The organism is Kocuria sp. CPCC 205261 (assembly GCF_040981025.1).
GTDB lineage: Bacteria > Actinomycetota > Actinomycetes > Actinomycetales > Micrococcaceae > Kocuria > Kocuria marina.
On record NZ_JAVKPU010000006.1, the window covers coordinates 1 to 11,931 of the forward strand.

Here is an 11,931-nt window from a genome sequence, read left to right on the forward strand (position 1 = left end):
CCCGACCCCCTGACCGCCCTCACTGCCTGACCCCTACGAAAGATCGCTACACCACTTCTCGGGGCTTGACCCTGACCGGGAAGAATGGGACTTGTTCAGGGTTCCGTTCCACCGCGATGAGAGGGCATCTCGCAGATGCAAGTTTCCCACACGCCTGCTGCCGTGTCAGTTTCCTTCGACGAGCCGAACCTCATCGGGTCCGCCGGGCTGGTGCCGGTGATGGAACTGGCCGCCGAGGCCGGCCTGCACCAGCTGGCCGGAGGTCGGTTGAGCGTGCCGACCGACAAGGGCGCCAACGCCGGGGCGAAGGTCGCGGCCCTGGTGGCCGGCATGTGCACGGGGGCGGACTCGATCGATGACATGGCCGTACTGCGCCACGGGGCGATGAAACGGGTGTTCGGCGGCTGCTATGCGCCCTCGACCCTGGGCTCGTTCCTGCGTGAGTTCACCTGCGGGCACGTGCGCCAACTCGACGCGGTCGCCTCCCGGTTCCTGGTGAACCTGGCCGGCCGGGCCCCGATGCTGGGACGCACCGGCGCTGCCGGTGCGGATCCGGGGTTCGTTTATGTTGATGTGGACGACACGATCATCGAGGTCCACGGCTACCAGAAGCAGGGTTCCGGGTACGGGTACTCCGGGGTCCGTGGGCTCAACGCCCTGTTGGCCACCGCCAGCACCGAGACCGCGGCCCCGGTGATCCTGGGTCAGCGGCTGCGCCGCGGTTCGGTCGGCTCCCCGCGCGGGGCCTCGAGGCTGGTCGGGGATTCGCTGGCCATCCTCAAGCGATTGGTGCCGGCGGCCGGCGCCCGGGTGCTGGTCCGGGCCGACTCCGCTTTCTATGGGCATGCCACCGTGGCCGCCGCGCTCACCGCCGGGGCGGAGGTGTCGGTGACCGTGAAGATGGACAAGGCCGTCAAGGCCGCCATCGCCGGCATCGACGAGAAAGCGTGGACCGGCATCAGGTACCCGCAGGCGATCTTCGACGAGGACACCGGCACGTGGATCTCCAAGGCGGAGGTGGCCGAGGTCCCCTTCACCGCGTTCACCTCAAGGAAGAAAACCGAACGGGTCCCCGGTCGACTGGTGGTGCGCCGAATCCCCGAGCTGAACCCCCAGGACACGGACCAGCCGACACTGTTCGACACCCACCGGTTCCACGCCTTCTTCACCACCACCGACCCGGAGGTGCTGGACACGGTGACCGCGGACCAGACCCACCGGGGCCACGCGGTCATCGAGCAGGTCAACGCCGATTTGAAGGACAGCGCCCTGGCCCACCTGCCCTCCGGCCGTTTCGGGGCCAACGGCGCCTGGTTGGTCTGCGCGGTGATGGCCTACAACCTCACCCGCACCGCCGGGATCCTCGCTGCCGGACCGTTCGCCCGGGCCCGGACCGGGACCATCCGGGCCAGGCTCGTGAATCTGCCAGCCCGGATCGCCTCCAGCGCCCGCAGGATCCGCATCCGCCTGCCCCAGGCATGGCCCTGGCAACAGGGATTCGAGCGGCTCTTCACCGCCGTCCACCCGCCACCGCAACCGGCATAACCAACCGACCACCCGCCGGGCATCGGCACAACCGAAAGAACATCAGTGGAACACCACCGGTAGCGAGGCCGGCCACCACGTCACGCCAAAAAACGGCTCAGTGCCGATCCGGGATATCGGCCGCCGGCCCTAACCTGAGTCGGTGGATCGAGGTTAAGAGTGAGACTCTTGAGTCGGCCGCTGACGGAGGCCTACGGTCGAGGGCAGGGCGGGCTAGCTCCGGCTAGTTCGTCTTCTCGATTGGATCGCCGACGGAGGAAGCCGTGACCCATCATGTGAGCTCGATGCTGGAGACCTACCCGAAGGAGCTGGGGAACATCGACCGGCAGAAGCTGGTCGAGTGCATTGAAGCCTGTTTCGAGTGTGCCCAGACGTGTACGGCCTGCGCGGATGCCTGCCTGGCCGAGGACATGGTGGCCGAGCTGCGGCAGTGCATCGGTCTGAACGTGGATTGCGCAGACGTCTGCGTGGTCACCGGGGCGGTGCTGTCCCGGCAGACTGGTACCAATGTGGAGACCACCCGGGCCTTGCTGGAGGCCTGCCGGGTGGCCTGCAAGGCGTGCGGCGATGAGTGCGCTTCCCATGCGGAGATGCATGAGCACTGCAAGGTGTGCGCGCAGGCGTGCCGGCGGTGCGAGCAGGCCTGCGCCGACCTGCGGGCCTCCGTGGGCTGAGTGTTGGCCGGTCTGTCCTGACGAGGCGGGCTCGCTGCAGGAGGGTCTGAGCGGTTGTCTCCGGCACGGGGGCCTGCCCGACCTTCATGAGGAAGGCAGGGCAGGTCCCCGTGTGCTGTGTCCCGGCCCAGTCCGGTGGGGTCCGCTGGCCCGAGACCGGGCAGCATCAGCACTATCCGGGCAGGGCCAGCCGGGTAGCATCACTGGGCGGGCTGGATCTCGCTCTCGACGACCCACTTGTGGTTGGTCATCTCCATGCCGTCGATCACGATATCGACCATGTAGACGGTCTCATCGGTCGAGTCCTCGATCGTCGCCTCGGCCCCCTGCATTCCGGCCATGTGATCGGCTTCCAGGACGACCTGGGTGCCTTCCTGCAGGGGCGGCTGACCGGGGTCCTGAAGTTCTTCGTGCACGACCCACCTATGGTCGGTGACGGGCTCACCACCGGTGGTCGGGGTGTAGGTCACCGAGTAGGTCGTGGTGTCGAAGGCACCGGTGATCGTCGCTTCGGACCCCTGCATCCCGGGCATATGGTCTGCGGTCAGGGTCACCGTGGTGCCGACCGGATAGGTGGGGTCGGTGGCAGGCTCGATCCCCTCCGGCGCCGGGCCGCCGTGGGAATCGTGCTGGTGGCCCATGCCGCCCATGCCCTCGGAGTGGCTGGGGGTGGTGTCGGTGGGCGAGGCATCTGAAGTCGCGGTGGTCGGTGTCGAGGCGGTGGCGGGCGGCGTGGAGGTGTTATCCGCGTCTGTGCCGCCGCAGGCGGTCAATGCCAGGGTGGAGGCCAGGGCCAGGCTGGCCAGGGTGGTGGTGCGTTTCATGGTAGTGGTTCTCCTTCTCGTATCGGGGTCAGAGTCAGTGGGTGGCTGCCGGGGCGGCCGACCGTGCTGCCGCGTTCCGGTCTTCGGCGGTGGTGGTGGCCAGGTGGGCCGGGTCCAGGTCGGTGCGGCGCAGCAGCTGGGCGTTCAGGGCCACGATGATCGTGGACAGTGACATCAAGATTGCGCCGACGGCCGGGGAGAGCACGAACCCGATCGGGGCGAGCACGCCAGCGGCCAGCGGGACGGCTGCGATGTTGTACCCGGCGGCCCAGACCAAGTTCTGGATCATCTTGCGGTAGCTGGCGTGGGACAGCTCGATTATCGACAGCACCGCGCGGGGGTCGTTGCCGGCCAGCACGACGCCGGCCGATTCCATGGCCACGTCGGTGCCGGCGCCGATGGCAATGCCGACCTCGGCCCGGGCCAGGGCGGGGGCGTCGTTGACGCCGTCGCCGACCATGGCCACGCTCAGCCCGCGCTGTTGGAGCTCGGTGACCTTGGTGTCCTTGTCCTGGGGCAGCACCTCGGCGAAGACCTCGTTGATACCCAGGTCCACGCCTACGGCCTGGGCGACCTGGCGGGCGTCGCCGGTGATCATGGCGACCTTGACCCCGTGGTGCTGCAGGGCGCGTACGGCGGCCCGGGATTCCGGGCGGACCCGGTCCTCTACGGCCACCGCGCCGATGATCTGCCCGTCTTGGACCACGTGCAGCACGCCGGCGCCGCGGTCGGCCCAGGCCTCGGTGGTCTCGGTGATCTCCGTCGGGGTGGCCAAGTCGAACTCGCGCAGCATGTTCGGCCCACCCACCAGCACCTCGGTCCCGTCCACGGTGGCTTGCACGCCACGACCGGAGGCTGCTCTGAAGCCTGTGCCACGCAGGGGCTGGGCCGAGGCCTCGGGGTGCTCGGTGGCGGCGGTGACGATGGCCCGGGCCACCGAGTGTTCACTGTCGGCCTCGGCGGCGGCGGCCACCGCCAGCAGCCGACCCTCGGTCACGCCCGGTACCGGGGCGGTGCCGGCGACGGCGTGGGCACCCTCAGTCAGGGTGCCGGTCTTGTCGAACAGGACCACATCGATGCTGCGCATCTTTTCCAGCGCCAACCGGTCCTTGATCAGCACCCCGGCCTTCGCGGCACGTTCGGTGGAGATCGCGATGACCAGCGGGATGGCCAGGCCCAGGGCATGCGGGCAGGCGATGACCAGCACGGTGACGGTCCGGGTCACCGCGTCATCCGGGCTGCCGATAAGCGTCCAGACGATCGCGGTGATGATCCCGGCAGCCAGGGCGAACCAGAACAACAGGGCCGCGGCCCGGTCGGCCAGGGCCTGGGCGCGGGAGGAGGAGTCTTGCGCGTCGGCGACCATCCGCTGGATCCCGGCCAGGGTGGTGTCCTCACCGGTGGCCTCGATTCGGACCCGGACGGTGTTGTCGGTGGCCACGGTCCCGGCGACCACGGTGTCCCCGGGACCGCGGTCCACGGGCTGGGACTCGCCGGTGATCATCGACTCGTCGAACTCGGCCGCGCCGTCCACGATTTGCCCGTCGGCCGGGACCCGGGCCCCGGAGCGCACCAGCACGGTGTCACCAACCGTCAGCTCGGCGATGGGCACCGCTACGGGGGCCCCGCCGTGGTCGGGGATCTTCTCGGCCGTATCGGGCAGCAGCTCGGCCAGGGCGTCCAGCGCGGAGGACGCCGCCCCGAGGGCGCGCATCTCCATCCAGTGCCCCAGCAACATGATGGTCACCAGCAGGGCCAGCTCCCACCAGAAGTCCAGGTCTAACCCACCGACACCCAAGGTGGTGACCCAGGAGGCGAGGAAGGCCACGGTGATGGCCATCGCGATCAACAGCATCATCCCCGGCTGACGGGACCGGATCTCCTGGAGCCCGCCTTTGAGGAACGGGGTACCGCCATAGACGAAGATGATCGTGCCCAGCACCGGGGCGATCCAGTTCGAACCGGGAAACTCGGGGACGTGATAGCCCAGCAGGTGGGCGACCATGGGGCTGAAGATAACCACCGGGACGCTCAGAATCAACGACCACCAGAACCGGTTCTTGAACATCGCCGTGCTGTGCCCGGCGTGCTCGCCATGGGAGTGGACGTGGTGTTCTTCGTCCACCGCCGAGTGCACGTGTCCACCCGGCATTGCCTGGCCGTGGGTGGCCGCATTGGCGTGGCCACCATGGCCTTGGTGGTGGTCTCGGTGGCCGGCGTGTGGGCCCGCCGGCGGGGCCTGGTGGCCGTGGGGGTGGTCATGATGCGGGTTGCTCATGGTGTCCTTCCCGCTGGAGTGGGTGGTTGATGGTGCGGGCGTGCTGAACCGTTAGGACGGGGCGAGGCTATAGCCGGCGTCTTCGACGGCCGCCCGGACGGTGTCGAAGGGCACAGGTCGGTCACTGGTGACGGTCACCGCGCAGACGCTGCCGGGCACCAGCTCGATGCTCGCGGCGCGAACGCCGTCCACCGCTTCCAGGGCCGCAGTCACGGCCCTGGCGCAGTGCCCACAGGTCATACCCTCCACTCGATATGTGGTTGCCGGAGCCGGGGCCGGTGCTCCAGGCTCGTCTGTTTCAGGGGTGGTCGGGACGGCGGCCGGGATGTCCTGGCCTGAGCCATCTTGGGTGGAGGCACAGCAGGCACAGCCGGCGGAGGCCATCGGCAATAAAGGGTGGGTCGGGGTCATGAGTGTTCCTTTCAGAACGAAGACTTTTCTTTTAGAGTATACCCCCAAGGGGTATTTTATAAGGAGTGTTAGGCGCCGTTTACCGCAGGTGGCGGCTCGAGGTGGTTCGCGGGCAGGCACAAGGTGAAGGTGGCCCCGTGGCCGCCCCCAATAGAGGCGGCGGTTAGGGTTCCGCCGTGGGCCTCGGCCAGGGCGCGGGCGATGGCCAGACCCACCCCGGAGCCGCCGTGATCACGGTCGCGGGCTGAATCCCCGCGGTAGAACCGCTCAAAGACCTGGCCCAGCTGCTCGGCGGTGATGCCCTCTCCGGTGTCGGTGACAGTGACCCGGGCCTGGCCGGTGGGGGCCCGGTCGGCGCTGAGGGTGACGGTCCCGCCAGTCGGGGTGTGGCGCAGCGCGTTGGTCAACAGGTTGTCCAGAATCTGGCCGATCCGCTGCCGGTCCACGCGCACCGTGCTGTCCTGACGGACCTGGAGGATCAGCTGGGCGCCCTGGGCGGCGAAGGCCTCGTGATGGGTCTCCGTGGTGGCTTGGAGCAGTCGGCCGAGGGTTTCGTCGGCGCAGTCCAGGTCGAGTCGGCCCTCTTCGGCGCGGGAGACATCGTGCATGTCCTCGACCAGCCGGGTCAGCCGCGCTAGCTGATCGGTCATCACCGTTGCGGTGGTCTGATCCCAGGCAGTGACCCCGTCGTGTAAGGCGTCCAGGTAGACGGTGAGCACCGAGACCGGGGTGCGCATCTCGTGGGCCAGGTCCGCCAGTAACCGCCGGCGGGTCTGTTCAGTGCCGTCCAGGCGCTCGGCCATGGTGTTGAACGCCTCCGCCACGGCATCGACCTCGATCCCGGCTCCCGTGGCGGGAACCCGGGTGCCATAGTGGCCGCTGGCCATCGAGGCCGCCGCGCCGGTAAGCGAGTGCAGGGACGCGTGGATACGGCGGGCAAAGAACCAGGCTACCGCGGTGGCCAGGACCAGCGCCGTGGCCAGGGCCACCCCCAGGGTCCACAGGTTGGCGTCTCGGTAGGCTCGCTCCACGTGCAGCACCTGACTGGCCTCCGGCGCCACGTCGGCCCGCAGCAGGTGCTCATGGAAGAGTGGGGGGCCGATCAGGGAGGCGATGACCACCGCCGCCAGGATGCTGGCGACCACCACCAGCAATTGGGCCAGGAAGAACCGAGAGGCCATTCCTCGGGGACGGTAAGGACCGGTCATCGGTGTGCCATCCGGTAGCCCACGCCCCGCACCGTCTCGATATAGCGGTTCGGATCCTCGTTGAGTTTGCGGCGCATGTTTCCGATGTGCACGTCCACGATCCGCTCATCCCCGACCCAGGCCGGATCCCAGACTACGTTGATCAATTGTCGCCGGGACAAGGCCTGGCGCGGGCGGGCCGTCAAGGCCGCCAACAGGTCGAACTCGGTGCGGGTCAGCGCCACCGCCGCATCCTGTGCCCGAACTTCATGAGCGACCAGATCCACCACCAGGTCCTCAAACACCTGTGCCGGTTCAGTGCCGTCCACGGTAGTGCGCGGCCGACGCAGCACCGCCTGCACCCGGGCCACCAGCTCCCGCACGCTGAACGGCTTGGTCAGGTAGTCATCGGCCCCGGCGGCCAGCCCGGCCAGCTTGTCCTCCTCCTGACCGCGCGCGGTCAGTATCACCACATAGCACTCCGAGTAGGTCCGCAGCTGCCGGCATACCTCCAGTCCGTCCATCCCGGGAAGCCCCAGATCGAGTACGATCACATCCGGACCGAGGGCATGTGCCGCCTGCAAAGCCTCCAGGCCGGTGTGCGCGGTGGTGACCTGATAACCCGCGCGCTCCAGGTACGTGGCGACCATCTCCGCCAACGGCTTCTCGTCATCGACCACCAGCACACGGTGAGCCCGTGGCCCCGGATGAATGTCCATTCCACCAGTGTCGCGCCCGCCCCCGTCGGAGGGGTTCAGCCAGGTCCCTTAACGCGGAAATCTTCAACGGATCTTCATACACCCCGTCCCGCGGCGCCCGAAATCAACGGCGAGCCAGCCGTAAAATGGACTGAGTGAAACGAGAACTGATCGTGGCCGGGGCGCTGCTGCTGGCCCTCACCGGATGCACCGCCGCGCCACAGGCCCAGCCGGTAGCAACAAGCACCACGGCGACCACCAGTGAGTCCGGATTCCTCGCCGATCATGATCTGGCCGGACTGGACGCCGTGCAGATCATCGACCACCTCGACCAGGTCCCCGTCACTGAGCGCCCGACCGAGCTAATGGCCTCGGTCCGCGCCGATCACCTCCTGCTCGCCGACACGGAACAGGAACTGATTCTCCCGCTGCCGCAGGACCGGTTCTACCTGTCTTTGGCCCCCTACCTCGATCAGACCCACGAGTGCCACTACCACTCCCTGACCACCTGTCGCGGCGAACTGGCCAACGAACAGATCACCGTCCGCATCACCGACGACGCGACCGGCCAGACCCTCATCGAAGAACAGGTCACCACCTTCAACAACGGTTTCGCTGGTTTTTGGCTGCCCCGAGGGATCACCGGCACCATCGAAGTCACCTACGACGGGTACACCGGCCAGAGCACCTTCTCCGCCAGCGACGGAGCCGCCACCTGCCTCACCACCCTCCAACTCACCTGAGTCTGAGGGAACCGCCAACACCGGGCCACTCCACGACCTAGACACAAGTCAGCCCCGCAGCCACGCAGATGTTCATCGCCGCTGGGCCAGCACCTTGCGTCCGGCCTCGCGCAGCCCACCGGTAGGTGAGACGTGGCGGTAGAGCGTCTGGCGGGTGATGCCCAGTTCCTTGCACAGCGCGCTGACGTTCGTGTCACTCTTCCCCCTCAAGGCCATCGCCAGACGGATCTTGGCCGGGGTCATCTTGTAGGGACGCCCGCCCCTGCGGCCCCGAGCCCGGGCCGAGGCCAGGCCGGCCTTGGTGCGTTCGGAGATCAGCTCGCGCTCGAACTCGGCCAAGGCCGCGAAGATCCCGAACACCAGCTTGCCCGAGGCAGTGGTGGTGTCGATCGCCGCCCCCTGGCCGGTGAGCACCTTCAATCCCACGCCCTGCTCGGTCAGGTCGTGCACGATGTTGACCAAGTGGCGCAGGTCCCGCCCGGGTCGGTCCAGCTTCCATACAAGCAAGGTGTCCCCGGAGCGCAGGGCCTTGAGGCAGGCGGCCAGCTCGGGGCGGTCGTTGGTCTTGCCGGAGGCCTTGTCCTCTTACAGGGCATCAGCCTCGACACCGGCGGCGAGCAGGGCATCGCGCTGCAAATCGGTGGTCTGGGACCCGTCGGCCTTGGACACACGCATGTACCCCACCAGCACCCTGCACTTCCATTGTCATGTATTCGACCGTTTCTGCACTGCTCGGAGCCATACCTTCAGCAGCTTCACTTCAGGCCACGAGGGTGAGTGGCCCCAGGGGTGACGGGGGGGACTGCTGTACGGATAGGTGACACCGAGCCTGGCTGGCCGACGTGGGTCGGCCTGGAAGGATGATCACCGTGCCCAAGTCCTACCCTCAACAGTTCCGTGACGATGTCGTGCGTGTCGCGCGCGCCCGTGAAGCGGGCGTCACCCTCGCGCAGATCGCCAAGGACTTCGGCGTCCACGAGATGACGCTGCGCAAATGGATCCGCCAAGCAGGCATCGACGACGGCAACCGTCCCGGGAAGACCCGTGAAGACTCCACGGAGCTGTAGATGTGATGGCTTGGTGGCGGGCTTCTGTGATCGCTCAGTGGCGGTGCACACGCGGGCAGTTCTAGCCCGTGGTGCGGCGCAACTCGCGATAGATGGTGGTGCGAGAGACGTTGAACAGCTCGGCGAACTCGGCTTGGGTGCGCGCGCCACCGCCTACGGCTCACCCTAGGCGGCCTGTGCATCGATGTAGTCATGCCAGTTGCGCATCGGCAGAGGAATCGGAGACGAACGCTCATCGTCGTGCACCGGTAGCATCAGGCGGGTGACCAGAACCCCGGACCTCCACAAACCCGTCGACGCATACCTCAAGGCGCAGCAGCGCGTCATCGACCACTGGTGGGCGATCCAGGCGCAGGCGGATGTGCTCGGCCCATCCGCACTGCATGCCACCTCTGAGGCCACGTTGAGCGCCTGCGCCACCAACTGGGAGTCGTTCCGTACCGACTGGCATATACGAGCCATTGCCTGCGACGCGACCCAGTTCCGCACCTGGGTGACCAACCGCGTGGTCGAAGCGGCGAAGTCTGACGAGACGGTCCAGGCGCTGATCGACGGCATCCAGGCGGATCCCGAGGGACGCTTCGAGGTCGCGCTGCCCAAGCATCCGACGATGGCGCGGATCACGGGAATGCTCGACCCCAACGACTACAACCTCACCTTTAAGAATCAGCGATCCTCGGACGCCAAGGCGAACAATCACCTAGTACCGAGCCTGGCTGCGCTACCGAAGTCGCTGGACTACTTGGACTGGAAGGTCCTCTCGCTCATGGTCGCCACCCGCAACGCCATAGCACACGGGTCGGCCGGCTCGATGACGCACTTGACGGGGGCGATGAACGATATTGCAGGGGTTCACGACAAGCAGGTAGCCGCGTTGGGGCGGCCAAAGCGAAGCGTACCCAGCACGGGAATCGGCCGGTATCTGACAGTGACGCCTCAGAGACCGTCCGGCCAAGCGCGAGGGACGGTGTGGAAACCGCGTGTCATCACCATCTGTGAGCGGGTACGCGACATGGGGGCGAAGTTCCGTCCCTGAGGCTCGGCGTTCGGCCTTCATCGAAGACTGCGCGTAACTGCGAAGTGCCGGACGGCAGGAGTGCCCCACGGATAAGGAGCTCGAGATCGGTCTTCTGAGGAGCATAGGTCCGCTAGCCCCGGCGATGGTAGGCCCGGGCTGGGTGGCGCCACTCAGTGTCACCAGAAGCCCGCCATGTATCGCTGCCAGCCACACACGGAGCTGCGCATCGGGATCATCACCTGGATCGAGCGTACCTATCATCGATACCTGCTTGGCGGATCCATTTGCGCAGCGTCATCTCGTGGACGCCGAAGTCCTTGGCGATCTGCGCGAGGGTGACGCCCGCTTCACGGGCGCGCGCGACACGCACGACATCGTCACGGAACTGTTGAGGGTAGGACTTGGGCACGGTGATCATCCTTCCAGGCCGACCCACGTCGGCCAGCCAGGCTCGGTGTCACCTATCCGTACAGCAGTCCCTACCGCTCTGGCTGTGAGCTAGTCGCCTACGCGCAGACTTGAGAAGGGCCTCAGATGACTCGTCACCTGGGGCCCTTCTCCCCGTCTACGCTCATGCCGCGTTGTCGCACCTGGCCGGGCACACGACCTACGCGTCCGGGACGCACCCCCACCACGCCCTGAGCCGACTGGAGCTCAAACGACCGTTTGTGCACTTGCGATCTGCCTGCTTCACCACTGGAGGACTGTAAGTGGGGCCACACTGGGACGGGTATGGTCTGAAGGTGCGCCGGCAGTCCGGAGCCTTGGATAAGGAGCACCCCCGTGGTTGATTGGACCGTCCTTCCCGCCTTTTTCGGGGTCATCCTGGTGTTCCTCATCCCACCCGGTCCAGACATGGCATACATGCTTGCCGTCGGTCTCCAAGGAGGTAAGCGAGCAGCGGTGAAGGCCATCCTTGGCATTGCCACTGGGATGAGCATCTATGCCGCAGCCGTTATCATCGGCCTCGGCAGGATCGCTGAAACCCACCCCCACCTCTTGACCGCATTGAAGCTTCTTGGTGGGGCCTACCTCCTGTGGCTGGCGATCACAACGGTGCGTCATGCACGGGCGGCATCCGCCGTAGCGAAAGTGAGGGCAGGGCGGTGGTACCTCCGTGGCCTGATGGTCAGTCTCACGAATCCCAAACTCATCTTATTCTTCCTCGCCGTACTACCCCGTTTCACGGGCAACGCTTCAGACATCACAATGCAGATGGCACTGCTGGGTGCAGTGAACGTGACCACCGAACTCGTGCTCTATGGAGCCATCGGCGTGCTGGCCGGGGCTTTTCACACCCGGTTCACCACCAGTCGACGGGCGGGCACCGTCTTGAACTACGTTGCCGCGGCCGTCTACGCCCTCCTTGCCGGCTTCATCATCATCGACGCGATTCTGTAACCGTTACAACCAGAACGGATCGACGAAGGCAACTCCACCCCCGTGACGCACCCAATTTAATGTAGCCGTCTATTGTGCCACGCTT

At 66.8% G+C, this 11,931-nt stretch carries 13 protein-coding genes and 2 pseudogenes; 7 read left to right on the forward strand and 8 right to left on the reverse strand.

Annotated elements, in window-relative coordinates; translation table 11 throughout:
* Window positions 1–135 precede the first annotated feature (135 nt).
* Window positions 136–1,545 (forward strand): IS1380 family transposase, encoded by a 1,410-nt coding sequence (locus RF646_RS07285; protein ID WP_318541755.1) that lies wholly within the window; start codon window positions 136–138, stop codon window positions 1,543–1,545.
* Between the two features lie 263 nt (window positions 1,546–1,808).
* Window positions 1,809–2,219 carry a four-helix bundle copper-binding protein gene (locus tag RF646_RS07290; RefSeq protein ID WP_368835614.1) on the forward strand — a complete coding sequence of 137 codons (411 nt, stop codon included), beginning with the start codon at window positions 1,809–1,811 and terminating at the stop codon, window positions 2,217–2,219.
* Window positions 2,220–2,419: 200 nt separating this feature from the next.
* Here RF646_RS07290 and RF646_RS07295 read toward each other — a convergent pair whose 3' ends face one another.
* Together RF646_RS07295 and RF646_RS07300 are read right to left on the reverse strand one after the other, a co-directional pair.
* Window positions 2,420–3,043 carry a YdhK family protein gene (locus RF646_RS07295; protein WP_368835615.1) on the reverse strand — a complete coding sequence of 208 codons (624 nt, stop codon included), beginning with the start codon at window positions 3,041–3,043 and terminating at the stop codon, window positions 2,420–2,422.
* A 34-nt stretch (window positions 3,044–3,077) separates the two neighbouring features.
* Window positions 3,078–5,111, reverse strand: a complete 2,034-nt coding sequence (locus RF646_RS07300; RefSeq protein WP_240919037.1) for a copper-translocating P-type ATPase — start codon at window positions 5,109–5,111, stop codon at window positions 3,078–3,080.
* An 18-nt stretch (window positions 5,112–5,129) separates the two neighbouring features.
* Here RF646_RS07300 and RF646_RS07305 point away from each other — a divergent pair, with 18 nt between their 5' ends.
* Window positions 5,130–5,351 carry a hypothetical protein gene (locus tag RF646_RS07305; RefSeq protein ID WP_240919036.1) on the forward strand — a complete coding sequence of 74 codons (222 nt, stop codon included), beginning with the start codon at window positions 5,130–5,132 and terminating at the stop codon, window positions 5,349–5,351.
* 21 nt (window positions 5,352–5,372) lie between these two features.
* On the opposite strand, the gene RF646_RS07310 is transcribed toward RF646_RS07305, so the two are convergent.
* The 3 genes from RF646_RS07310 to RF646_RS07320 all read right to left on the reverse strand — a co-directional run bounded on the left by RF646_RS07310 (window position 5,373) and on the right by RF646_RS07320 (window position 7,638).
* Window positions 5,373–5,732 carry a heavy-metal-associated domain-containing protein gene (locus RF646_RS07310; RefSeq protein WP_082943314.1) on the reverse strand — a complete coding sequence of 120 codons (360 nt, stop codon included), beginning with the start codon at window positions 5,730–5,732 and terminating at the stop codon, window positions 5,373–5,375.
* Between the two features lie 68 nt (window positions 5,733–5,800).
* Window positions 5,801–6,940 (reverse strand): cell wall metabolism sensor histidine kinase WalK, encoded by a 1,140-nt coding sequence (locus RF646_RS07315; protein ID WP_167317921.1) that lies wholly within the window; start codon window positions 6,938–6,940, stop codon window positions 5,801–5,803.
* Entirely contained in the window at window positions 6,937–7,638 is a 702-nt protein-coding gene (locus RF646_RS07320) for a response regulator transcription factor (protein WP_167317920.1), read from the reverse strand. The genes RF646_RS07315 and RF646_RS07320 overlap by 4 nt, the downstream gene beginning before the upstream one ends.
* Before the next feature lie 134 nt (window positions 7,639–7,772).
* Between RF646_RS07320 and RF646_RS07325 the strand changes: the two genes are divergently transcribed.
* A complete protein-coding gene (locus RF646_RS07325; RefSeq protein ID WP_167317919.1) occupies window positions 7,773–8,360 on the forward strand; it encodes a CueP family metal-binding protein in 588 nt (195 codons plus the stop codon).
* Between the two features lie 72 nt (window positions 8,361–8,432).
* Here the strand turns inward: RF646_RS07325 and RF646_RS07330 are convergent.
* Window positions 8,433–9,050, reverse strand: a pseudogene (locus tag RF646_RS07330) (recombinase family protein).
* A 179-nt stretch (window positions 9,051–9,229) separates the two neighbouring features.
* On the opposite strand from RF646_RS07330, the gene RF646_RS07335 reads away from it, so the two are divergent.
* Window positions 9,230–9,427: a transposase gene (locus tag RF646_RS07335; protein WP_167317918.1), complete on the forward strand. Its 198-nt coding sequence runs from the start codon at window positions 9,230–9,232 to the stop codon at window positions 9,425–9,427.
* Between the two features lie 61 nt (window positions 9,428–9,488).
* Here the strand turns inward: RF646_RS07335 and RF646_RS07340 are convergent.
* A pseudogene (locus RF646_RS07340) lies at window positions 9,489–9,563 on the reverse strand (HTH domain-containing protein); the annotation flags it as partial.
* 126 nt (window positions 9,564–9,689) lie between these two features.
* Here RF646_RS07340 and RF646_RS07345 point away from each other — a divergent pair.
* The gene (locus tag RF646_RS07345; protein ID WP_368835616.1) at window positions 9,690–10,463 is read left to right on the forward strand and encodes a hypothetical protein; all 774 of its coding nucleotides are present in this window, start codon (window positions 9,690–9,692) and stop codon (window positions 10,461–10,463) included.
* Window positions 10,464–10,680: 217 nt separating this feature from the next.
* Here the strand turns inward: RF646_RS07345 and RF646_RS07350 are convergent, their stop codons facing one another.
* On the reverse strand, window positions 10,681–10,854 hold the full coding sequence (locus RF646_RS07350) for a transposase (RefSeq protein ID WP_368835617.1): 174 nt from the start codon (window positions 10,852–10,854) through the stop codon (window positions 10,681–10,683).
* Between the two features lie 374 nt (window positions 10,855–11,228).
* Between RF646_RS07350 and RF646_RS07355 the strand changes: the two genes are divergently transcribed.
* Window positions 11,229–11,846, forward strand: a complete 618-nt coding sequence (locus RF646_RS07355) for a LysE family translocator (protein ID WP_318548153.1) — start codon at window positions 11,229–11,231, stop codon at window positions 11,844–11,846.
* Window positions 11,847–11,931 lie beyond the last annotated feature (85 nt).